Genomic DNA, 21544 nt, shown 5'->3' with positions numbered 1-21544 from the left:
TCGCCGAGCACCACCTCAACCCCGGTGTCGCCGGCACCTCCCCCGCCGTCGTCCTGGCCCTCACCGCGGCCGCGACCTCGACCATCCGCCTCGGCGCGGGCGCCGTCCAGCTGGGCCACCGCACCGCCTTGGCCACCGTCGAGGAGTTCGGCCTGCTCGACGCCCTCCACCCGGGCCGTTTCGACCTCGGCCTCGGCCGCTCCGGCGGCTCCGGCGCCCCCAAGGCCGCCGCCCCGCGGGTCCCTGCCCGCGAGCCGGCCCTCGTCGGCGGCGGCGCGCCCGTCGTCGACGGCCTCACCCCGGGCGGCCTGCGGATCCCGCCCCGGTTCTCGTACGAGCACCTGCTGCGGCACCCGCGCTTCGCCCTGCACCAGCGGCTGCTCCAACTGCCCGGCGCGCAGTCCCAGCCCTACGACGAACAGATCGCCGACATCCTCGCCCTGCTCGCCGGTACGTACGCGACGGCCGACGGCGTCGAGGCGCATGTCGTGCCCGGCGAGGGCGCCGACCTCCAGGTGTGGATCCTCGGCAGCAGCGCCGGCATCAGCGCCGAGGTCGCCGGTGCGCACGGACTGCGCTTCGCCGCCAACTACCACGTCAGTCCGGCCACCGTCCTGGAGGCCGTCGACGCCTACCGCGCCGCGTTCCGCGCCTCCGTCGAGCTGGACCGCCCCCATGTCAGCGTCTCCGCCGACGTCGTGGTGGCCGAGGACGAGGCCACCGCGCGCGAACTCGCCGCCGGCTACGGCCCGTGGGTGCGCAGCATCCGCAGCGGCGACGGCGCGATCCCCTTCCCCACCCCGGCCGAGGCCCGCGACCACACCTGGACCGACGCCGACCGGGCGCTGGTGGTCGACCGCACCGACACCCAGTTCGTCGGCTCCCCGCGGCAGGTCGCCGACCAGCTGGAAACCCTGCGCGACGCCACCGGCGCGGACGAGCTCATCATCACCACCATCACCCACGACCACGAGGACCGCATCCACTCCTACGAGCTGCTCGCCGAGGAGTGGGAGCGGCGATGACCCGAACAGGAGCAGCCATGACGACCAGCCACGAAAGCCGTTCCGGGGACGACGACTTCGCCCGGCAGTGGGAGCAGTGGCACACCGACCACGAACAGGCACGCCTGGATGCGTGAGGCTCCTGAATCGCCGAGGAAATCGGATGCCCGGCACCGTCGTCGTCTCCGACAATGACGCATGCTGATCGATCACTGGCCCCTCCTGGGGCTGCGTCTCACCACGCCGCGCCTGGAGCTCCGCCTTCCCGACGACCACGAGCTGGCCGCCCTGGCCGACCTCGCGGCCGAAGGCATCCACGCCCCGGACCGGATGCCCTTCCTCGTGCCGTGGACCGACCTGCCCCCGGCGCAGCGGGCCCGCTCGGTGGTGCAGCACCACTGGCTGCGCCGGGGGACCTGGTCGCCGGACAACTGGGCGTTGAACCTCGCCGTCTTCGCGGAGGGCCAGGTGGTCGGCCTGCAGACCGTCGCCGCCCGCGACTTCGCCGTCCTTCGGCAGGTGAGGACCGGCTCCTGGCTCGGCGCACGGCACCAGGGCAGCGGGATCGGCACGGAGATGCGCGCCGCCGTCCTGCGCCTGGCCTTCGGCGGCCTGGACGCACGGGAGGCAACATCCGGAGCCTTCGCCGACAACGACACTTCCTTCGCCGTGTCCCGGAAGCTCGGCTACGACCTCGACGGCGTCGGACACCACGTGGTCCGCGGCCGTCCCGTGACCTCACGGCGCCTGCGCCTGACGCGTGACCGCTGGCGGGAGCACGAGCAGGTCCCCGTGTCGGTCAGCGGCCTGGCCCCGTGTCTGCCGTTGTTCGGGCTGCCCGACGACCACGGCGCGGACGGGCACCCGGGATGACCCCGGGCAGGTCGGCGGCCACGCCTTCGGGCATCATGCTCGGGTGTCCGACAACGCCGCACGTGCCGCTCTCCTCGCCCACCTCCGACAGAGGTTTCCCGGACGCACCGTCGACGAACTCCCGGGGGTCAGGGGGCCGATCAAGGCCCTCGTGCCTGGCTTCCGGATCCTGCGGGTCCATCCGGCGCGTGCCGGCGACTGGTGGCTGTACGTCACCTCGGGCTGCTGGGAGGCCACGCAGCACCACGGGCACGGCCTGGAGTTCTGTCTCGCGGCGCCGCGTGACGAGTGGCTCAACCGGGAGAGCATCACCATGAACGCCTACTACCACTGCGGGCCGGCCACCCAGCGCCTCGACGTCGGACACACGGTGCCCATCGGCAGGCCATGGCTCGACGACTCCGCCTGCGACCACTACCTGGTGAGCCTGCCCTACCCCTTCGGGCCCGACTTCGAGGTCTGCAACTGGGAGGGCGGGGCCCACGCCCGGATCCTGTGGCTGCTGCCGATCACCGAGGCCGAGAAGGACTTCCGCCGGGAGCAGGGGCTCGAGGCCCTCGAGGTCCGCTTCGAGGAGCAGGCCATCAACCCCGTCGACCCGAGGCGGGACTCCGTCGTCTGACCCGGTCCGCTTGCCGGTCCGCCCCCTACGCCTGCACGCGCCTGAGCACGAGCGCCAGCCGGGGAGCCACGAACGACGCGAGGAACAGCGGCAGAAACCTCTTGCCCGTGCACCGGAACGCGACGGTCGCGCCGTCCGCGGCCTCGAACGCCTCGACTCCGCTGGCCTTGCGGCCCTCTCGGACCTGGAGCGTGTGCGGGCCGGGTTCGAGCGAGGTCTCGAAGGTCTGGTTCATCTCGACCGCCCCGACCCGCCGCCCGTCGACCAGGACGTCGTACGCTCCGCGCCGGACCTCGGCCCCGATCGACTTGTGCGTCACCGTCAACGTCGCCGCCATCCGTGCACTCCTCGCTTCCTCCGCGATCCGCCCGACAGTCTCAGCTTGCCGCGCGGCGGGCGCGCTGTGCCGTGTCCCGGGTCGCGTGTCGGGGTGCGTTCGACGAAGCTGCGCCACGGGGTCGGTGCGCTCCTCCTGGACGACAGCGACCGCATTCTTCTGTGCAGGGCCTCGCCCTCGAGGCCTGTGACGGCAGGGCCGCCCGCAAATGCCTTCGCCCCGGTGCTCGGCGGCTTGCTAGGGTCCGAGGCTGCACCGCAGGGGAAATCGGCACGAACGGCGAAAAGGGAACCGAGTTGACCACGTATCTGATCGGCGGGGGCTGGAACGACGAGGCGGCGGATCAGGTCTACGGGCCGTTCCTCACCGCCGCCGGGCCGGAGCCGGTGGTGGCGTGTCTGCTGATCGACGAGGGCGACGGCCCCGAGTACTTCGCACGGTTCGAGGCCGCACTGCGCAAGGTCGCTCCCTGCAGGCCCGTTCCGGTCCTGGTGCCCGTCGGGGGTGCCTTCGATCCCGCGTCGCTGGACGGCGCGGACGCGCTGCTGGTCTGCGGTGGGTTGACCCCGGCGTACCAGGAGGTGCTGGCCCCGGTCCGCGCCGAGGTGCGCTCCTTGCTGACCACCCGGAACATCCCGTACGCCGGCTTCTCGGCCGGCGCCGCCGTCGCCGCGGACGCGGCGCTCGTCGGGGGCTGGCTGTCGCAGGGGACCGCGATCTGCCCGGAGGAGACCGCCGAGGACCTGGAGGAGATCGAGGTCCGTCCGGGCCTCGGGCTCCTCCCCTTCACGGTCGAGGTGCACGCCGCGCAGTGGGGGACGCTCCCCCGCCTCATCGAGGCCGTCGCCGTCGGCGCGGCGCCCTGTGGCGTGGCGATCGACGAGAACACCCTGGTCACCGTCGACGGCGAAACGGCCCACGTCTCCGGTCCGGGCCGCGTCCACGTCGTGCGCGCGGAGGGCCCCCACCGGGACATCACCCTGCGCGCCTACCGCTCCGGCGAGACCTTCACCGTGTAGGCGGTCCGCGGTTCGGCCGAGCTAGGCGGCGAGCGGCTGGTTCTCGCCCTCGCCGCCGTTGACGGCACGGAGGTAGGCGCGGACGAGTCGCTGGTACTCGGGCTGGGCAGTGTCAGGGATGCGTCCGCCGCACCGCCGTATGAACGCCTCGATCTCGGCATTCGCGGCTGTCACAGCGTCAGCGTCGTGCAGGTCGGCCACACGGTCGAGTCTAGGCGGCGCGGACGGACCGACACGCACACACTCAAGCGCGCCTCTACCTGCCGACGCCGTCGACGCCGCCGACGCCGCCGGGGCTGTCGCGCGCAAGCGGGTCCAGCCGCTCCCCCGCCTGGACGGTGGCCCGCGCCCGGTCGGCACTCGGCACTCCACGGATCAAGTGCCGGACAGACGGACTCACCCGTGGGTGTCGCGGCGCCAGGCGCGCGGGGTGGTGCCGTGGGCGGCGCGGAAGACGCGCGCGAAGTAGCCCGGGTCCGGCAGGCCGACCCGGCGGGCGATCTCGGCGACGGGGAGGTCCGTGCCCGACAGCAGTCGCCGCGCCTGTGCCATCCGGCGCTCGGTGATCCAGTCGACGACGGTGCGTCCGGTGCGCTGCCGCACCACCGTGGTCAGGTGCCCCGGACTCAGTCCGACGGCGTCGGCGACGTCGCGCAGCGAGAGGGGTTCGGCGAAGCGCCGCTCGATCACCTCGAACACCTCGGCCAGCAGCGGTTCGTTACTGCGCCGCAGGTCGGCGACCACGTCCGTGGCCAGCCGGGCGACGTCGACGAGGAGCAGGGTCAGGTGTGCGAGGACGGCCTGCCGGTAGCCCTCCGCCCGCTCGGCGAGCTCGGTCTCGATGGCGGCGATCGTCGCCGCCCAGACGGGCTGCCGGGCCGGTGGCACGTGCAGGCGCAGCAGCCCGCCCGGGATGCGGTGCAGGAACGGGAGCAGAAGCGGATGCGCCCGCCAGGGCGACCACGGCGCCTGCTCGTCGCTGCCGAGCGCCGTGGGATCGAAGAACACGCCCTGGCCGATGCTGAAGGCGGCGACGGCGGTCGGGTCGATCACCGCGCCGGGGGCCACCACGAAGGCGTCACCGTCCACCACCGGCCCGAGCGGCCCGAGCGGGCCGAGCGCACCGGCCGCCTCGCCCCGCCCGGCGCGCTCGACGTACATGAGCACCGGGAAGTCGTGGATGTGGCGCCGTCCGTGTCCGGGCTGCCTCCCCGGATCGAACCGCAGCACCGACACCGGCGGCGTCGCGGGACCGACCCGGTAGGCGTAGACGGGCACTCCGGCCCGGTAGCGGACCGGGCTCGCCATGTCGGCTGGCACGGTACCGAAGATAGTCCGAGTTCTGCCGAGAATCCACCGACTGTGCACCCAACCTGCGGATCACCATGGAGGACATGGCGAAGAATCATCCCACTCCCGCTCCGACGGGGGCCCGGAACCACGACTACCTGCCCGCCGCCGGGCGTGACGCGCTGCTGCCGTTCTACGACCGGCTCACCGCACTGCTGGGCGCGGGCAGGCTCCACCGGACGCTGATCGCCCAAGCGGGCCTCACCGACGGACTGCGTGTGCTGGAGATCGGCTGCGGCACCGGCAACCTGACCCTGGCCGCCAAGCGGGCCCATCCGGGCGTCGACCTGACCGGCTCCGACCCCGATCCCCTCGCACTGGACGTCGCCCGACGCAAGGCCGCCGGACTCGCCGGCATCCGCTTCGAGGCCGGCTACGCCCAGCGCCTGTCCTACGCCGACGGCGACTTCGACCAGGTGCTGTCCGCGCTGATGCTCCACCACCTCGACGACGAGGCGAAGGCCGAGGCCGCCGCCGAGGTCCGGCGCGTCCTGCGCCCGGGAGGCCGGCTGCACCTGGTCGACTTCACCGGCACGAGAGCCGGGCTGCACGGCTACCTGGCCTCCCGCCTGATGAAGTCGGGCCACTTCGAGGCCGAGGAGGGCACGGACGACCAGGTACTGCCGCTGCTGGAGGCGGCCGGCCTCGACGCCGTTCTCGTCACCACGAGCCGGCACCCCGTCCTCGGCCGGGTGAACTACTACCAGGCCCTCCGTCCGTCCTGACGCTACGACGGAAGCGTGCTGACGGGCTCCAGCCGCAGCCGCTGCGACGGCCACGGTGCGGGCTCGGCCCCGCCGAACCAGACCCGGACCTCCTCTCCCGTGCGCACCGGCAGCGCCGGGAAGTCGTTCTCGGCGTGCTCGGTGCGGTGCAGCGCGTGGCCAGGCGTGAGGTGCTGTGCGGCGTAGGCGTCGAAAGCGGTCTCGTCCGACGGGTGGCAGATCGTCGCGGTCACCTCGCCCGTGCCCGACGGGACGGTGAAGCCCGGGCCGCGCAGCAGCAGGACGTTGTCGCTGTCGACCATGGTGGCGTTGGCCACGTCCCGGTGCGCGCGCCAGACGGGGCCGTAGTAGAAGGCCTCCAACGCGCGGCGGCGGTGGGCCATGTCGGGGAAGGCGCGCAGCCATACGAAGCGGTCCGGGTCGTCCAGGTCGCGGAACCGGCCGCCGACCGCGATCCCGACGGCCTGCTGGCCGCCCACGAACTCGCGCTCGAACAGCTCGATCAGGGTCTCCCGGGCACCCGGGTGCAGCGTGTACTGCCGAAGCTCCACGATGCCCGTGCGCCCGAAGCCGTGGCCGAGGTCGGTGTCGAGGCCGAGAGAGGAGAGGGAGGAGGAGAAGTCGTCCATGCGCCGCAGGCTAGGCGGGCTCTCCTGACATCTCCTGTCAGTGGATCTCTACTCCTTGATCCCGACCGCCGCATAGAACGACACCTGCGCGTCCGTCACGCCGACCGGCAGCGGGTCGGCGTCGTCGGGACGCCAGCGGTGGGCCGTGACGATGCCCGGCTCCAACAGCCTCAGGCCCTCGAAGAGCGTGGCGAACTCGGCCTGCGAGCGCAGCTGCAAGCTGGTGCCGGCGGCGTTGTAGATCTCCTGGACCTTCGGCGCGCCCTCGGGGTCGAGCTCGGCGGTGGCGTGCGAGAGCACCAGCGCGGAGCCGGTCGGGAGCGGTGCCAGCAGCCGGTCGACGATGGACCGGGCCTCGGCGAGGTCCGGCACGAAGTGCAGCAGGGCCACCATCGACAGCACCACCGGCCGACCCAGGTCGAGTGTCTCGGCCAGCTGCGGGGCGCCCAGGATCGCGGCGGGATCGTGCACGTCGCCGTGGAGGTAGGCCGTACGGCCCTCGGGGCGGCTGGTCATCAGCGCCCGGGAGTGGGCGAGGACGACGGGGTCGTTGTCCACGTACACCACCCGCACGTCCGGGGCCACGGACTGCGCCACCTCGTGCAGGTTCGGGGAGGTGGGGATGCCCGTCCCGATGTCGAGCCACTGCCGCAGGCCCTGCTGGGCCAGCGCCCGGGTCGAGCGGCGCATGAACGCCCGGTTGGCCCGGACGGCGGTCCGCATGTTGGGGAAGACCTGGAGCACCCGCTCGGCGGCCTCGCGGTCCACCGCGTAGTGGTCCTTGCCGCCGAGGAAGTAGTCGTACATCCGGGCGCTGTGCGGCACGTCCTGCCGTATCCGGGTGCTGAGCGGCCCGTCCTGACCCGGACCTCCCATAACCAGATCCCCCGCGCTCATCGTCCGCACTCCCCGCCTCGGCCTGTTCTTCCGTCCCAGAGTCTAGTCAAGTCCTTGATCTTCCAGGCAACTTCCGGCCCGTCACCGACGCCGGGTGCGGCGCAGGACGCGGATCGCCGGCCAGGCCAGCAGGGCGGCGACCACCCAGAAGAAGACGGTCACGACGATCCAGTCGCTGGTGCTGGTCTGCGGATCACTGGCGCCGAACGCGGTGACCAGCAGCGCGAGCCCGGACCACGGGATCGACAGGAGGAGGAACACGACGAGGACCACGGTCTGCGCGCGGGTCCGCTCGGTGGTCGGTCGCTTCCCCTTCCCGCTGCCGCTCACCACCGCGTTCGTGGCGGCAGCCGGCGTTGCGGAGGTCCTGACCTGCGGGCGGTTCTGGCGCGGAGGCAGCCAGACGGTGGCGGACGGGTGGACGGCGGCGTCGACGCCGGCCATCGTCTGGGCGTCGAGGCCGTACTGCGCGGGCTCGATCTCGACGGTGAGGCCGTCGGTGCCGATCAGGCGGCGCCCGCCGTCGGGCCAGCTGAGCTTTGCGGCGCAGTCGCGGTAGCGGACCGTCACGTACAGATCGGGCGCGGTGAAGCTCACGCCCTCCGGCCCCACGACGAGCGCCGTCCCGTCCTTCGCGACCGACGGGAAGCTGCGCCCGGCGACCGCGCCGGTCGACTGGGTGGGCGCGGGCACGAAGCCGGCCCACTTCGCTCCGTGCCCGGACGGCACCTGCAGCAGCGCCGTGCCCGCCGCCTCGGTGGCCACGGCGTGCAGGTGGGCCGGGGTGAGGGACCACAGCTCGGCCCGGACCTGGTCGAGTTCGACGACCGGGCGGCCCGTCAGGTAGTTCTCGGCGGCGCCGGGCAGGCGTTTGGCCGCCGCGTCGGGCGCGGTCAGGGCGGCGTCGAGACGGCTGCGGGCCGCGTCCAGGTCCGCCTGCTCGATGCGCCCGACCTGCAGCTTGGCCAGCACGTCGACGAACCCGCCCAGCACCGCATCCTGCTTCTTGGGCAGCGCGTCGGCGAAGGCGGTCAGCATCGCGTAGCCGTCTCCGCGCGCGACGTAGTCCGTGGCGGCGGTGTAGGACCAGCCGCCCTCCTGGCGCAGCGCGCGGAACAACTCGCGTTCCAGGACCGCCGCGTAGGCCTCGGCCGCGATGGACTCGGTGACCTGGAAGTCGGCGAGGACGCCGCCCTTGCCGTCGGAGAAGTACGCGGGCGTGGTCGGCAGGGCGCTGGTGACGGGGGGCAGCGGGCGCCAGGCACCGGCGGGGAGCTTGAGATCCAGCCCGGCCGGGAACTGCTCACCGGCGATCCAGAGCACCGCGTTGTCGCGGGTGAACCACTGGTCGGCCCAGGCGCGGACGTCGTCGGGCCGCAGCGGGCCGAGGCCCCACTCGGGGTAGCTGATGAGCCCGTGCCCCTGGGCGCCGTAGCGCCACAGTGGGAGCTGGCCCGGATTGCGGCTCGCCGCCTCGGTACGCAGGATCTCCTTCTCCACCTCCAGCCGGTCCATCGGAAGGTCGACGAGGGAGGAGCAGACGCCGTTGAGGTAGGCGACGACCTCGCGCTGGTCGCCCTCGACGAGGAAGTGGGTGAAGGTGGCCTTGGTGACGCCGTTGAAGTGGTAGTCCGCCAGGCCCTGCCGGTGCAGCGCGAGATGCTCCGTCAGGTGGGTGATCCCGGTGCTCGCCAGCGTCTCGTCGGCCACGCCGACACGGAAGACCAGGCCGGCCCGCATGGGTCCGGGGCGGTGGGCGAACAGCGCCGGGATGCCGTCGACCTCGGTGGAGTGGAAGGAAGGGCTCACGGGTCGGCTCAGCCTCTCGCCAGTGCGGCGTCGCGGTACTTGGTGTAGGACTGCGCGGGGTTCCCCAGGTAGCCCCACGGGTAGCTGGTGGCGAGGTTGCCCAGCGCGCGGAAGTGCCAGGCGGCCCGCTGCTGGTCGCCGGCCAGCGCGAACAGGGCGGCGAAACAGCCCTGCACGGTCACCCACCCGTGGGTGCGCCGGAACGCCGGGTGGGCGACGGAGCAGTCGGCGGCGTGCACGAGCTCGGCGAGGACGTGCGGCTGCCGCAGGTAGGCGGCACCCTTGTCGCCGCGTCCGGCGTCGAGCCAGCGCTCCAGGTGGAGTTCGGCGAGCAGGCCGGCGTTGAGGCTGCCCGGCTGCGCGGTGCGCAGGCATTCCTGGGCGAAGGCGTGGGCGTCGTCCCAGTTGCCGCCCCACTTGGGGCACAGCTGCTGCAGCAGCCGGGCCTGCCCGGTGAAGTGGCCGGGGTGGGCCGCGACGAGGCGGTCGTAGCGGCGGCGGGCCTCGTTCTGGCCGAGCTGCAGGCCCTTGGCGGTGCTGAGCCGCTCGGCCCAGGCCGGGTCGAACGTCGGGTCGAGGGCGGTGGCCCGGATCAGCAGTGGCTCGGCCTGGCGCAGGTGCTCGTGGAAGGCGGCGAACTGCTCGCGGCTGACGTGCTCGGCGCCCTTGGCGGTGCGTATCTCCGAACCCATCTCGACCAGGCGCGTGCCGAGCAGCGTCAGGGCGAGCACGTCGTCCGGTGCCGCGTGCACCAACTGGCGCAGCGGATGCTCGACCCCGGCGACCTCGCCGACGGCCTTCACGACGAACGTCCGGTCCGTTCCCGGCGGCAGCGACGCGACGTACTGGCGGATCGAGGGCCAGTCGCCGGACGCGGCGGCCTGGCGCAGCCAGCCGACCTCCGGGTGCGCGGAGACGATGTCGAAGTCGGGCGGAGGCAGGGGTGCGGCCGGTGGCATGGCCGGATCCTAGCGAGGCGGGACCGCGTCCTCCCACTCGGCTTCGGCTCGGCCGCTGTCGCTGTCGGGGCTGGTCAGAGGGTATGTCCGAAGAAATCCGGATCGTCGGGCTCCGGACGGTCGGTCCCGATCGCCCGGTGCTGGGCGACGTCTTCGGCGACGGCCGGTTCACGCGCCCCGACGAGGACGCCGAGCAGCTGGAACGCCCGGACGCCGCGCCGGGCGCCGCGCCCCGCTAAACGGAGAGGCACCTCCTTCTTGACGCCCCGCCATTGACTCCTTCGGCCTCGGCGTCGACTTTGGACAGATGTTCAGAACATCCGTTCAGAGAACAGATGGTGAGCCGGCCGACGGAGCGGTGGACGTCGCGGTCGTCGGCGCGGGACTGGCCGGGATGGCGACGGCGTTGCGGCTGCAGGCGGCCGGACTGTCGACCGTGGTGCTGGAGGCGCACGGCCATCCCGGCGGGTGCGCGGGCTGGTTCCGCAAGCGCGGCTTCTCCTTCGACGTGGGCGCGACCACGCTCGTCGACTTCGGCCCGGGCGGGGTCGGCGCCGAACTGCTGACAAGCGTGGGCCTGGGTCCGCTGGACGCGGAGCCGCTGCCCGGCTACCGCGCCTTCCTCCCGGACCGCGACCTGGTGCTGTACCGGGATCCGCAGCGCTGGCACACCGAGCGCCTGCGGGTCCTCGGTGACACCGAGGCGCACCGGCGGTTCTGGGCGCTGCTCGACGAGCTGGCCGACGTCTTCTGGCGCGCCAGCCGCGCAGGCGTGACGCTGCCGGTACGCGACCCCGCGACGGCCTGGCGCGACGCCCGGGCCGTGGGACTGGGCCAGCTGCCCCTGGCGCGGTACGTCACCTGGACGATGGGCGACGCGCTGCGCCGTCACGGCCTGCGTGAGGACGCTCCGCTGACCGGCCTGCTCGCCATGCTCGTGGAGGACACCGTGCATGCGGGGCTGGACCGGGCGCCGTTGATCAACGCCGCACTCGGGGTGACCATCCGGGGCGCCGGACTGTACCGGCACTCCGGCGGGATGCACGGGTTCTGGCGCGGACTGCTGTCCCGCTACCGCGAGCTGGGCGGGCAGATCCGCTTCGCGTCCATGGTCACGGCGGTGGCGGGCCGACCGGGCGCCTACACGGTCACGACCCGGCGCGGGGTGGTCGCCGCCCGCCGCGTGGTCCTCGCCGTCCCCGCGCAGAGCGCCGCCCGCGTCTGCGCGGGCCTCCCGCTCGCCGCGCGGCTCGCCCGCTTCGTGCGTCGTGACGCGGACGCGCTCGGCGGCGCGTGCGTCGTCTTCCTCGGCGTGCCGGAGGGGGAGGTCGCGGGCCAGGAGATGACACATCATCAACTGCTGGACAGCTACACGCGCCCGCTCGGGGAGGGGAACAACATGTTCGTGTCCGTCTCCGCCGCGGGCGACACGGCCAGTGCGCCACCCGGCCACCGGGCCGTGATGCTCTCCACCCACACCGAGCTGTCCTCCTGGCGGGGCCTGGACGAACCGGCGTACCAGCAGCGGAAGAAGGAGCTCGGCGAGCACCTGGTCGCCCGGGCCCGGCAGGCCTATCCGCAGCTGGGGGAACGTGCCGTCTACGCCTCGGTGGCGACACCGCGGGCCTACGCGCGGTTCGCCCAGCGCCCGTTCGGGGCCGTGGGCGGCCCGCGCCAGCACCCGGGCAACGCCAACCAGCACGCCGTTCCGCACGACCTCGCCGGACGCGGCAGCGGACTGTGGCTCGTGGGCGACTCCACCTGGCCCGGTCTCGGGACGGTCGCCTGCGTGCTCTCCAGTCGGATCGTCGCGGAGGGCATGCTGCGCGAGCGGGGGTTCCGCCGGTGACCGCCCCGGCGGCCGCCCGCAACCCGCGCCACCGCCCGTCCGACGCGCCGACGTTGACCGAGCTCGGCGAGGACCTGCTGCGGACCTCGCCCCGACAGCGCATCGTCGCACTGACCCGTCCCGCCGGTTGCGTCGCGCTCTTCGCCGTCGCCGCCGGGCTGGGATGGTGGTGGGCCACACCGCCGCTCGTCTTCGCGGTGTTCGTCTGCGTCGTGACGACGACGCACGACGTGGTGCACCGCACGCTCGGCCTCTCCGCGCGGGCCACGGAGGCGGCGCTGTTCGTCCTGGGGCTCTTCCTGCTGGAGAGCGGTCACGCCTACCGGGCCACGCACACCCGCCACCACGGGTTCTTCCCGCACCACGACGATCCCGAGGGAGCCCCGGCCGACCTCGGTCTGCTCGGCGCGATCTGCCAGGGCCCGGTCTTCCTGCCGCGCCTGTGGTGGTGGGCCTACCGGCGCGCCGGCTCCGCCGCCGCACGGCGGTGGCTGCTCGCCGAGGCGGCGGCCCCCTTCGTCGCGTTCGCGGCCGGGGCGCTCCTGTGGCCCGACGCTCCCGGCGTGCTGCTCTACGCGTGCCTGGTCACCGTCGGCAGCTGGGTGTATCCGCTGCTGACCGTGTACCTTCCCCACCACGGTTACGGGGACTCGCCGTTGACCTGGACCCGCACACTGCGGGGTCGCCTCGTACCGGCGCTCTTCCTGGAACTGACCTACCACCTGGAGCACCACTTGTACCCCGAGGTCCCCAGCCACCACCTGCCGGAGCTGGCCCGCCGTCTCGACGGCTACCTGAGCGGCCACGGCGTCCGGCCGGTGCGCGTTGTCTGAGCCCGGACGGACCGAGCGCCGGTCGGACACCCGCACCCGCGTCGTCGAGGCCGCGCTGGCCTGCCTGGCCGCCCACGGGTTCGGCGGCACCACCGCCCGCGCGGTCGCGCAGTGCGGCGATTTCGCGCCCGGCGTCATCTACTACCACTTCGACGACCTGGACGACCTGATCGTCGCCGCCCTCACCCACAGCTGCACCGGCCGTCTCGGCCGCTACCGCGAGGCCCTCGACGGAGTCGACCGGGCTCGCCCTGCCGTCCGCATCCTGCGCGAGCTGTACGCCGAGGACGTGGCGAGCGGTCACGTCGCCGCCGTCTGCGAGATCTACGGCGGCGCCCGCCCCGGCACCCGGCTCGCCGACCGGCTCGCCGTCGAGACCACCCGCTTCGAGCAACTGGCCGAGGAGCTGCTGACCACGCTGCTGCGCGGCAAGCCGCTCGCCACCCTGGTCAGGATCCCCGTCGCGGCGCGCGCGGCGGTGGCGTTCTACCTCGGCCTGGAGACCCTCACCCACCTCGACCAGGACCGCAGCCGCCCTGCGGACCTCTTCGCCCAGGCCGAGCGCGCGGCGGCCGTCTTCGACCGCATCCCGCGCGTCCGCAGGAGACGCCACTGACCACGGCTCTTTCGACCACCGCGGAGCGTTCGACGGCCCGAAGACGTAACCGCCCGCGCACGGCGCTCCCGACGTCGGTCAACCCGACGTCGGTCTGCCGTTCGGCGAACGGTCAGGGCATGACCCGGCCGGCGTCAGATCTCGCCGGCCAACTTCCACAGATGCACAGCCGTCCGGTCCTTGGAGACCGTGTACCACGCGCCGTCCCCCGCAGAACGGGCCGGCCCGGAGACAAGGAAGGGGTAGGAGATTTCGCCGCGCAGGGTCATCTCCTGCACGTCGACCAGCCAATGGCGGGCCGTGCCGTGCGGGGCGTCGCACTCGGAGGTGCCGGCAACGATGGTGTTCTCATCCACGAAGGCCGCGTCGTAGTCCCAGTAGACCCTGTCGTCGCCCGTGTCACGCGGGTGCGACGGCACCGTGCCCTGGGCGTTCAGTTCTCGCAGGAGTGAGCCGTCCTCCGCCCGGTGGAGGCCGAGCGACCACTGCCCGGCGTCGACGGTCAGGAGGTGCCGGCCGGCCGGGCTCACCGCGAGGAGGACCAGATCGAACCCGATCTGCGCGGCGGTCAGTTGCCGCCCGTCCCAGCGTCCCCACAGCGCGGGCGATCCCTCCTCGCCCTCGCCGACACTCAGCCCCATCTGCGCCGGATCCAGATGGGGAGTGTGCTCGGAGTGGGAGGCCGCGGTCGTGGTGTTCACGCGCCCCAGGACTCTTCCGTCCATGGCGTCCAAGACCACCCATAGTTCCTGGTCGTCCTCCGTGTCCCCGTCGCCGCCCAGCGGTGCCCGGACGTGCGCCCAGACAAGCCTGCCGCCCGCACTCACGGCGACTGAGCCGCCGTCAGCGTAGAGATGGTCTTCGTCGTGCGCGTATGCGTCGAAGGATGGGTGCAAGAGCGGGCAACCTCCGCACCAGCAGCCATGCCGCACCTCCCAGCGCGTCGCACCGGTCGCGTCCACCGAACGCACCGCGTGCACGCCCGCGAACACCGCGGCATCCCGCTCCGGCGACACCGTCACCGATCCGAAGCGGCGCGGCCAGGGCGCCGGGAAACGGACCTCGGAGGCTCGACCAGCGGGGAGCACGTCCATGTCGAGGGCCACCACTTCGGTGTCGTCACGCTGAACGAGAAACCTGCGATCGGGCCAGTGCAGGACCTGCGGAGCCCCTGAGGACGCCGGGTCCATGGGAGCGGCGATGGTGGTGACGAGACGGACGGAGATGGTCACGGTTCTTCCAGCCACGGACGACGAACGATGCGAGAGCCTGACGTCCTACCCTATGGGGAGGTGCGACGCCGCCCGACGGATCAGTGCCGCGACAGGGCTGTCACACCACGCTGCTCACCGGCCCCTGGCGCGGCCTCCGACTGACGGACAGCACGCCTTCAATCTCGGCCACTCGACGAGGCATGCCGCCGACGTCGGAGGCGGGGTCCGTCACGAATCGGCTCAGGCGATGTGCACTCCGGCCTGAAGGACTACCTCCCAGCGTCCCGAGTCCGGCGGTACGAGCAGCAAGCCGCTGGCGTGCGACTCTTCCCGTCGCCTTCGTTCTGCCTGTTCTGGCACCGGCCCGGGATCACCGGCTGGTGCCCCGAACGGCAAGGCAGTTGAACTGGGCCGCACCACGACCCAGTGACCATTTGTCGGACGGAGCCTAGTACTCCAGCTGTAGATCGCGATCTTGCTGCTGGGCGTGGCGTACGATCGCGCGGCACAGGTATGGCGGTGATCGAGGTCGGGAGTAGCGGCGCGATGGCGACGGAGAGCGGAGACCTTCCGGAAGACCCCGATGAGTTGTACCGGCTGCTGATGCGCGGTGCGAGCACGGTGTGGCAGGTGGAAGCCGCCGAGCGCTTGATCTTCCAGGTCGGCACTCTGCGACAGTGGCTCGTCGGCAACGGTTTCATCAGGCTGGAGGGCGATCGGCCGCGTCCGTGGGCGTCCACGCACTTCGATGAGGCGCTGGCGAAGGTGCTGGAGCTCAGTCGTGACGGCCGCGCGTTCGAGGCGACCGGTCCGGGGCGATCGGAGCGCGCCGTCCTGCTCGTCGCGGCAGGCTTGTCGGGCCAGGCGAGGATCGACACCCTGCGCCACTTCATGCCGGACCTGGAGGAAGACCACGCACGCCTGGTCGCTGAGGCCATGATGTACGCGGCCGGGCTGATGGACGGCGCGGCCGATCCCACCGCGCACGAGGCGGACGGACCTGGCACCGGACCGAATGCCAGAGCGCACGAGCGCCGGATCCTGTGCACTGACTGATCGATCTGTTGTCGCGCTCACGGGTGGTCGGTCCTCTGACGCTCGTTGTGGCTGCGGCGCGCTCTGGCCTGATGGCGTCGCCTCCAGTGGGACCAGTGAGGCGGTGGGCAACCTCGTGGGCGGGCCGGGCGGCCAGGGCCGCGAAGAGATGCTGGATCTCGTTGCAGGTCAGCGGGACCGGACCCGTCGGAGCGGGCCGGTGGCCGCGCTCTTCTGCACTGGTGACGGCCAGAAAGGCGTGCGCGAGCATCGCGAGGGTGACCCAGCGGTGCCACGACGTCCACCGTCGGAGCTGGTGCTCGACCCGGACGGACGCGCACCACCTGCGCCGTCACATTCACAGCGGAGCCTGGGACCTGACGGCGCTGGTCCGCCTCGACCTCGAGCCCACCCGCGGACCACTGCGCGGGTTCACCCTGGAGGCCCTCCTCTCCCACGACGGCGTGGAGTTCGCCCGGTGCACCGGGCACGCCTCCGTCGTGTCCGACGCCGCCTACCGCCGACTGCGCGGCCCCCGGCTGGCCGCGCGTCCGACGGCCGCCTCCCCCGCCGCCGGGCTCCGCCCGACCGCCGACCAGGTCGGGGTCCGCGACGCCTGCGACGTGCTGCTCGCCCGCACCCCGGAGGGCCGGCTGCGCCTGCACGTGGAGGACGACGGCCACCCGGTCTGGTTCGACCACCCCAGCGACCACGTCCCGGGGATGGTGCTGCTGGAGGCGGCCCGCCAGTGCTCGCGCCTGCTCGGCTCGACGACGGCCCGCCCGGACGCCGTTCCGGGCCTGACGCTGAGAACCACCCGGTTCTGCGAGTGGGACGGCCCGGTCCTGCTGCGGCACGAGCCACGCCCTCACGGCGCCCGCGTGACCTTCGAGCAGGACGGCGACGCGGTGGCGGAGGTCGACCTCGACCTGCCGTGACGCCACGGCGCGCGGGGCCCGGGGTGCGAGGCGCGGCGGAACGGGGCGGCACAGCACGGTCGACCTGGCCGGCCACGGCGCTAGCATGCGGCGACGGCGAGGGCGGGACGACGAGGATGCTGCGATGAACCTGGAACTGCACCACCTGCGCACGCTCCGCGCCATCGCCGAAGCCGGCAGCGTCAGTCGGGCCGCGGTGGTGCTGGGTTACTCGCAGCCCGCGATCAGTCGGCAACTGCGCAGGATCGAGGAGTACTTCGGCGAGACGCTGTTCCAGCGCGGCCCGTCCGGCGTCGAGCCCACCGCGTACGGCGCCGAACTTCTCGCCGAGGCGGGCGAGGTGCTCGCCCACGCCGACGCCCTCGCGCGCCGCGCCGCGAGCCGCCACCGGGGCACGCGCCCCGGATTGCGGCTCGCGGCGACGAACACTCCGATCCTGCCGGGCATGGTGAGCCGGGTGCACAGCCGACTCCCGGACCTGGGGCTGCAGTTGAACAGCGCCTACGGCTCGCCCGCCATGGTGGCGCTGCTGGAGCAGGGCCGGCTGGACGCGGCGATCGCGGCGGACTATCCGGGCCAGGAGCTGTGCCTTCCGGAGTCGGTCACCGGACGGGGCATCGTGACAGAGCCGTCGTTCGTCGCACTGCCGAGCGGGCACCGGCTGCGGCAGCGTCCCGAGGTGGCCCTCGGGGAGCTCGCCGAGGACGCCTGGTTTCTCACCCCCGACGACGGGGCCGGGTGGCACGAGGTGTTCTACGGGGCGTGCCAGGACGCCGGGTTCCGTCCGGCGCCGGTCCACGAGTTCCTGGGCGACACGCTCCAGCTCCAGGACATGGTCGCCCAGGGGCTGGGAGTGGCGGCGGTCCAGGCCACCCGCGTCCCCGTACCGGGTGTCGTCATCAAGCCGCTGACCGGCCGTCCGCTGCGCTGCCGCTACGTCCTGCTGTGGCACCGCGACCGCGTGGACGAGGAGCTCGCGGAGACGCTTCTCGGCGCCGCCACCGCCGCCTACCGGGACCTGATCACCCAGGCGTCGCACCTGCAGGCCTGCGCTTCCTGGCTCTGACTGCCGGCCGCACGTCCCGACCGGTCGGGGCATGCACGGAGGGCATGCACGGAGCGCATGGCCATTGAGCCATATGGCATGTCACACGCTATTGAACGCCGGGTGAACCGCGTGAGACGGTGCGTCGGCGCCCCGCCCGCCCGAGCCGCACGAGGGCGTCGTCCCCCACCCGACCCTCCCACCGCCCGGAGTTGACCATGCGTCAATCCTTGCGTCTGCCCAGATTCCTGGCAGGCGTCGCCGCAGCGAGCACAGCCCTCGTCGGCCTGCTCGCCACACCGAGCCTCGCCGCCCCGGCGACCCGGCCGGCCCCCCGACCCAAACCGACGCACGCCGTGTCGCGGCTGCTGCCGCCCAGCGGGACCGCCACACTCGGCACCTCCAGCCAGTCCGCCGTGCAGGACCATCGGCTGCCGGCCGCCCTGCTGCCCCCGCACAGCCCGCTGACCGCACCCAGGAGCAAGCCGCACACGCACGCCGCACTCGCCCACGCCGCAGCCACCGCCGCCTCCTGCACCCCGGCGGACTTCAGCGGCAGAACCGGGGCGGCACTCGTCTCCTTCGTGGAGTCCGCGGGCCAGGACTGCCTCAACACGCTGTTCCCGCTCACCGGGCCGACCGCCGCCGCGGTCTTCAGCGAGAACCAGATGCTGACCATAGCCAACGGCCTCAAGAGCGTCGCGGCCGGCTACACCGGCGACGACTCGGGCGGCGCCTACGAGTTGGGCTATTTCCTGCAGGCCGGGTACTACGTGCAGTGGTACGACGGCACCGACGTCGGCAGTTACGACGCCACGCTGACCGGGGCGGTGGCCTCGGCCCTGGACACCTTCGTCGCGAGCCCGCACTTCCTGGACGTCAGCGACGGGAACGGCCAGGTCGCCGGCGAGATGATGATCCTCAGTGACAGCGCCAACCTGCAGGCCCGCTACCTGGGCACCTACGCGCGGGTGCTGAACGCCTACACCAGCGCGTACAACTCCTCGTGGTACATGACGAACTTCGTCAACAGCGTGTTCACGCCGCTGTTCCGTGGGCACCAGAACCCGGACTACGTCGCCGCCGTCACCGCCGATCCGAGCATCATCACCACCCTCGACACCTTCGCGCTGAACCACACCGGCCTGCTCGGCACCGCGCAGTCGTTCCTCGACGCCAACGCCGGCCTGGAGGCGTCCCGCTTCATCGAGCACGCGGCCCTGCAGGCCACGGTCCGCCCGCTGATCAAGGGCCTCCTCGACGCCTCCTCCATCACCGGCCCCACCGCACCGCTCTGGGTCGGCGTCGCCGGCATGGCCGCCTACTACGACCAGGGCAACTGCGCCTACTACGGCGTGTGCAACCTGCCGCAGCAACTGACGGCCGCCGCACTGCCGATCAGCCACACCTGCGACGCCACCCACACCATCCGCGCCCAGTCGCTCACCGCCGCCGACCTCGCTGCCGTCTGCACCAGCCTGGAGCACCAGGACGCCTTCGTCCACGGCCTGGTGAAGGACAACGGGCCCATCCCCGGCCAGTACGAGTCGTCCCTGCAGATGGTCGTCTTCGCCAGCCAGCAGGACTACCAGACCTACGCCGGCGGGATCTACGGCGTCAGCACCAACAACGGCGGCATCACCCTCGTCGGCAACCCGACCGACCCGACCAACCAGCCGCTCTCGCTGACCTACCAGTGGCCCACCGACAACGGCTTCACCGCCCGGATCTGGAACCTCAACCACGAGTACACGCACGCCCTCGACGGCCGCTACGACATGAAGGGCACCTTCTCGCAGCAGATCGCCGTCCCCGACGTGTGGTGGATCGAAGGTGTCGCGGAGTACGTCTCCTACACCTACCGCGGCGTCACCGACACCTGGGCGCTGGGCGAGGCCCCCAAGCACACCTACGCCCTCAGCACGCTCTTCCAGAACACCTACACCAACAGCGACCAGACCCGCACCTACGCCTGGGGCTACCTCGCCGTCCGCTACATGGTCGAACGTCACCCCGACGTCGTGGCCGCCATGCTGGCCCACTTCCGCACCGGCGACTACACGGGCGGCTACGCGGTCTACAACTCCATCGGCACCGCCTACGATGCCGACTTCGACTCCTGGCTCGGCTCCCTCGCCACCGGCGCCTCGCCGTGCACGTCGACCAACCCCCAGGAGATGGGCCAGAACTGCTACCGGGCCGTCCAGCCCGAGACCCAGGGCAACGTCGCCTACTACTGGCTCTGGCTCCCGGCCGGCACCTCGACCCTGACCGTCAGCACCAGCGGCGGCACCGGCACCGCCTACCTCCTCTACGACCCGGACACCTGGGCCGCTCCCGGCACCTACACCCAGGGCTCGTTCGACAACGGCACCACGCAGACGCTCACCGTCAGCAACACCCAGGCCGGATACCGCTACATCAGCCTGTACGCGCAGACGGACTTCAGCGGCGCCACCCTCACCACGCGGTACTGACCCGAACACCGACCCCAACGTTTTCCCGACGTCGTTCGTGTTCAGTCAGTGAAGGGGCTCGGTGACCACCGCGACGGTGGTCACCGGCCCGTCCTGACGAACGTGAGGGAACAAAGCGTGATCCCTGATCAGACGAGTGCCGCACCGCGCGGGCGGTCCATACGACGGCGGGCCGTGGCGGCCGCAGCCGTGACCGCGGCCGTGGCCACGGCCGGGGCGGTGCTGCCGAGCGCGATGGCCGCCACTCGGCCCGCCGCCCACCCGGCGCAGAGCGCGGCCGGGGGCAGCGTCACCGGCCCGCAGATGGTCGCCCTGCTCACCCACGTGCTGCCCGCGCACGGCAAGGTCAGCGACGGGACCGGGCGCGGCCTCAAGGACAAGGGGTGGCCGAGCCCCTACGGCGACGGCCTGTACGAGCCGACGGCCTGGGTCAAGTACGACGACGGGCACGGCCCGGCGGGCATCTGGGTGGACGTCACCCGCTGGAACCGGCCCGACGCCCACCTGGAGCCGTTCACCTGCAAGCCGGTCGGGCCTTCGGGCAGCAACCGGCACTGCACCGTGGAGCACCTGGCCGGCGGCGCCGTGCTCAACCTGACGCGGCAGGACTACCCGAACCCGCAGGGCGGCTGGGAGCGCATCTGGACCGCCACCTACGCCCGCCACGACGGCGGCCGGGTCGTGCTCCAGGAGTCCAACTCCGTCTACGACAAGCAGCCCGCCACCCGCGTCAACCCGCCGCTGACGCTCGCCCAGCTGCAGGCCGCGGCCACCAGCCCGGTGTGGACCCGGGTGATGAACGAGATCCCCGCGGCCGACGCCCAGCCGAGCAACCTCAACACCCCGTTCGGCCCCGACGGCATCGGCGCGATCTTCTACCGGCTGATCCCCGCGGGCTTCAGCATCTCCGGGGCCACGGGAAGCATGTTCCCCGAGCCCGGCAACACGATGGTGCTGCGGGACGCCCACGGCCGCGGCAGTGTCTACAACACCGTCGACTCCTCGAACTCGGCGGCCTTCCTGTCGAGCCGGTTCCACAAGCAGTTCCCGCACGCGACGGCCCTGCCCGGCGGTGGCTGGCTCGGCGTCAAGAAGGTCGCCGGTCCCCACGCGGGCACCGAGCAGTACTGGGTGGCCGTGTACCGGGGGCACTCCATCGTCACGGTCATCGCCCTCAACAGCGTCGGCCCGGACGGCACCCGCACGCGCCCGACCCCGGTGCTGAGCATCGCCCAGCTGACGGCGATCGCCGAGAGCCCCACCTGGAGCGCCGCGAACTGACCGGTCCACCCGGTCGGACCAGGGCCTGTCCG

At 72.5% G+C, this 21544-nt stretch carries 22 protein-coding genes and 1 pseudogene; 14 read left to right on the top strand and 9 right to left on the bottom strand.

Annotated features, from left to right (window positions below; translation table 11 throughout):
• The 3 genes from BMY61_RS19825 to BMY61_RS19815 all read left to right on the top strand — a co-directional run.
• The coding region (locus BMY61_RS19825; RefSeq protein WP_075003979.1) for an LLM class flavin-dependent oxidoreductase at positions 1–1025 on the top strand (1025 nt) is incomplete at its 5' end.
• 177 nt (positions 1026–1202) lie between these two features.
• Positions 1203–1877, top strand: coding sequence for a GNAT family N-acetyltransferase (locus BMY61_RS19820; RefSeq protein ID WP_042445724.1), 675 nt, complete (start codon positions 1203–1205; stop codon positions 1875–1877).
• 43 nt (positions 1878–1920) lie between these two features.
• Positions 1921–2499, top strand: a complete 579-nt coding sequence (locus BMY61_RS19815; RefSeq protein ID WP_042445918.1) for a suppressor of fused domain protein — start codon at positions 1921–1923, stop codon at positions 2497–2499.
• A gap of 25 nt (positions 2500–2524) precedes the next feature.
• On the opposite strand, the gene BMY61_RS19810 is transcribed toward BMY61_RS19815, so the two are convergent.
• A complete protein-coding gene (locus BMY61_RS19810; RefSeq protein ID WP_042445722.1) occupies positions 2525–2836 on the bottom strand; it encodes a hypothetical protein in 312 nt (103 codons plus the stop codon).
• A 296-nt stretch (positions 2837–3132) separates the two neighbouring features.
• On the opposite strand from BMY61_RS19810, the gene BMY61_RS19805 reads away from it, so the two are divergent.
• Positions 3133–3855, top strand: a complete 723-nt coding sequence (locus tag BMY61_RS19805) for a type 1 glutamine amidotransferase family protein (RefSeq protein WP_174514487.1) — start codon at positions 3133–3135, stop codon at positions 3853–3855.
• 21 nt (positions 3856–3876) lie between these two features.
• Here BMY61_RS19805 and BMY61_RS46335 read toward each other — a convergent pair whose 3' ends face one another.
• Positions 3877–4029, bottom strand: a complete 153-nt coding sequence (locus BMY61_RS46335) for a hypothetical protein (protein ID WP_161791235.1) — start codon at positions 4027–4029, stop codon at positions 3877–3879.
• Positions 4030–4251: 222 nt separating this feature from the next.
• Positions 4252–5175, bottom strand: coding sequence for a helix-turn-helix transcriptional regulator (locus tag BMY61_RS19795; protein WP_201777549.1), 924 nt, complete (start codon positions 5173–5175; stop codon positions 4252–4254).
• Positions 5176–5249: 74 nt separating this feature from the next.
• Here BMY61_RS19795 and BMY61_RS19790 point away from each other — a divergent pair, with 74 nt between their 5' ends.
• Positions 5250–5930 carry a class I SAM-dependent methyltransferase gene (locus tag BMY61_RS19790; RefSeq protein WP_042445912.1) on the top strand — a complete coding sequence of 227 codons (681 nt, stop codon included), beginning with the start codon at positions 5250–5252 and terminating at the stop codon, positions 5928–5930.
• Positions 5931–5932: 2 nt separating this feature from the next.
• On the opposite strand, the gene BMY61_RS19785 is transcribed toward BMY61_RS19790, so the two are convergent.
• The 4 genes from BMY61_RS19785 to BMY61_RS19770 form a co-directional block, all read right to left on the bottom strand.
• Positions 5933–6559, bottom strand: a complete 627-nt coding sequence (locus tag BMY61_RS19785; protein WP_082014928.1) for an NIPSNAP family protein — start codon at positions 6557–6559, stop codon at positions 5933–5935.
• A 48-nt stretch (positions 6560–6607) separates the two neighbouring features.
• Positions 6608–7435: an SAM-dependent methyltransferase gene (locus BMY61_RS19780; protein WP_042445717.1), complete on the bottom strand. Its 828-nt coding sequence runs from the start codon at positions 7433–7435 to the stop codon at positions 6608–6610.
• 102 nt (positions 7436–7537) lie between these two features.
• The gene (locus BMY61_RS19775) at positions 7538–9265 is read right to left on the bottom strand and encodes a peptidase M16 family protein (protein WP_236655959.1); all 1728 of its coding nucleotides are present in this window, start codon (positions 9263–9265) and stop codon (positions 7538–7540) included.
• 8 nt (positions 9266–9273) lie between these two features.
• Positions 9274–10224 carry a tetratricopeptide repeat protein gene (locus tag BMY61_RS19770; protein ID WP_042445716.1) on the bottom strand — a complete coding sequence of 317 codons (951 nt, stop codon included), beginning with the start codon at positions 10222–10224 and terminating at the stop codon, positions 9274–9276.
• A gap of 83 nt (positions 10225–10307) precedes the next feature.
• Here BMY61_RS19770 and BMY61_RS46330 point away from each other — a divergent pair, with 83 nt between their 5' ends.
• The 4 genes from BMY61_RS46330 (at position 10308) to BMY61_RS19755 (ending at position 13522) form a co-directional block, all read left to right on the top strand.
• A complete protein-coding gene (locus tag BMY61_RS46330) occupies positions 10308–10463 on the top strand; it encodes a hypothetical protein (RefSeq protein WP_161791234.1) in 156 nt (51 codons plus the stop codon).
• Between the two features lie 119 nt (positions 10464–10582).
• On the top strand, positions 10583–12073 hold the full coding sequence (locus BMY61_RS19765; RefSeq protein WP_201777548.1) for a phytoene desaturase family protein: 1491 nt from the start codon (positions 10583–10585) through the stop codon (positions 12071–12073).
• Complete coding sequence (locus BMY61_RS19760) at positions 12070–12906, top strand: fatty acid desaturase family protein (protein ID WP_082014926.1); 837 nt, start codon at positions 12070–12072, stop codon at positions 12904–12906. The genes BMY61_RS19765 and BMY61_RS19760 overlap by 4 nt, the downstream gene beginning before the upstream one ends.
• Positions 12899–13522, top strand: a complete 624-nt coding sequence (locus BMY61_RS19755) for a TetR/AcrR family transcriptional regulator (protein ID WP_042445711.1) — start codon at positions 12899–12901, stop codon at positions 13520–13522. The genes BMY61_RS19760 and BMY61_RS19755 overlap by 8 nt, the downstream gene beginning before the upstream one ends.
• A 134-nt stretch (positions 13523–13656) precedes the next feature.
• On the opposite strand, the gene BMY61_RS19750 is transcribed toward BMY61_RS19755, so the two are convergent.
• Positions 13657–14754, bottom strand: coding sequence for a hypothetical protein (locus BMY61_RS19750; RefSeq protein WP_174514486.1), 1098 nt, complete (start codon positions 14752–14754; stop codon positions 13657–13659).
• Positions 14755–15249: 495 nt separating this feature from the next.
• Between BMY61_RS19750 and BMY61_RS19745 the strand changes: the two genes are divergently transcribed.
• The gene (locus BMY61_RS19745; protein ID WP_042445709.1) at positions 15250–15792 is read left to right on the top strand and encodes a hypothetical protein; all 543 of its coding nucleotides are present in this window, start codon (positions 15250–15252) and stop codon (positions 15790–15792) included.
• Positions 15793–15809: 17 nt separating this feature from the next.
• Here the strand turns inward: BMY61_RS19745 and BMY61_RS47745 are convergent.
• Positions 15810–16093 (bottom strand): annotated as a pseudogene (locus BMY61_RS47745) (IS701 family transposase); the annotation flags it as partial.
• On the opposite strand from BMY61_RS47745, the gene BMY61_RS19735 reads away from it, so the two are divergent.
• The 4 genes from BMY61_RS19735 (at position 16014) to BMY61_RS19720 (ending at position 21512) form a co-directional block, all read left to right on the top strand.
• Positions 16014–16709: an AfsA-related hotdog domain-containing protein gene (locus BMY61_RS19735; protein ID WP_236655958.1), complete on the top strand. Its 696-nt coding sequence runs from the start codon at positions 16014–16016 to the stop codon at positions 16707–16709. The pseudogene BMY61_RS47745 and the gene BMY61_RS19735 sit on opposite strands and share 80 nt — an antisense overlap.
• Before the next feature lie 124 nt (positions 16710–16833).
• Positions 16834–17775: a LysR family transcriptional regulator gene (locus tag BMY61_RS19730; RefSeq protein ID WP_042445705.1), complete on the top strand. Its 942-nt coding sequence runs from the start codon at positions 16834–16836 to the stop codon at positions 17773–17775.
• A 197-nt stretch (positions 17776–17972) separates the two neighbouring features.
• On the top strand, positions 17973–20231 hold the full coding sequence (locus tag BMY61_RS19725) for a M9 family metallopeptidase (RefSeq protein WP_075003978.1): 2259 nt from the start codon (positions 17973–17975) through the stop codon (positions 20229–20231).
• Positions 20232–20405: 174 nt separating this feature from the next.
• Positions 20406–21512, top strand: a complete 1107-nt coding sequence (locus BMY61_RS19720) for a hypothetical protein (protein WP_052438567.1) — start codon at positions 20406–20408, stop codon at positions 21510–21512.
• Positions 21513–21544: the final 32 nt, after the last annotated feature.

The organism is Streptacidiphilus jiangxiensis (genome assembly GCF_900109465.1).
GTDB classification, from domain to species: domain Bacteria; phylum Actinomycetota; class Actinomycetes; order Streptomycetales; family Streptomycetaceae; genus Streptacidiphilus; species Streptacidiphilus jiangxiensis.
This window is presented reverse-complemented; position numbering and strand designations above follow the sequence as displayed.

Coding starts and splice junctions, on each gene's coding strand:
- BMY61_RS19785 (WP_082014928.1), bottom strand. CDS start 6,559: ATGGACGACTTCTCCTCCTCCCTCTCCTCTCTCGGCCTCGACACCGAC.
- BMY61_RS19745 (WP_042445709.1), top strand. CDS start 15,250: ATGGCGGTGATCGAGGTCGGGAGTAGCGGCGCGATGGCGACGGAGAGC.
- BMY61_RS19790 (WP_042445912.1), top strand. CDS start 5,250: ATGGCGAAGAATCATCCCACTCCCGCTCCGACGGGGGCCCGGAACCAC.
- BMY61_RS19725 (WP_075003978.1), top strand. CDS start 17,973: ATGCGTCAATCCTTGCGTCTGCCCAGATTCCTGGCAGGCGTCGCCGCA.
- BMY61_RS19780 (WP_042445717.1), bottom strand. CDS start 7,435: ATGGGAGGTCCGGGTCAGGACGGGCCGCTCAGCACCCGGATACGGCAG.
- BMY61_RS19810 (WP_042445722.1), bottom strand. CDS start 2,836: ATGGCGGCGACGTTGACGGTGACGCACAAGTCGATCGGGGCCGAGGTC.
- BMY61_RS46330 (WP_161791234.1), top strand. CDS start 10,308: ATGTCCGAAGAAATCCGGATCGTCGGGCTCCGGACGGTCGGTCCCGAT.
- BMY61_RS19770 (WP_042445716.1), bottom strand. CDS start 10,224: ATGCCACCGGCCGCACCCCTGCCTCCGCCCGACTTCGACATCGTCTCC.
- BMY61_RS19820 (WP_042445724.1), top strand. CDS start 1,203: ATGCTGATCGATCACTGGCCCCTCCTGGGGCTGCGTCTCACCACGCCG.
- BMY61_RS19730 (WP_042445705.1), top strand. CDS start 16,834: ATGAACCTGGAACTGCACCACCTGCGCACGCTCCGCGCCATCGCCGAA.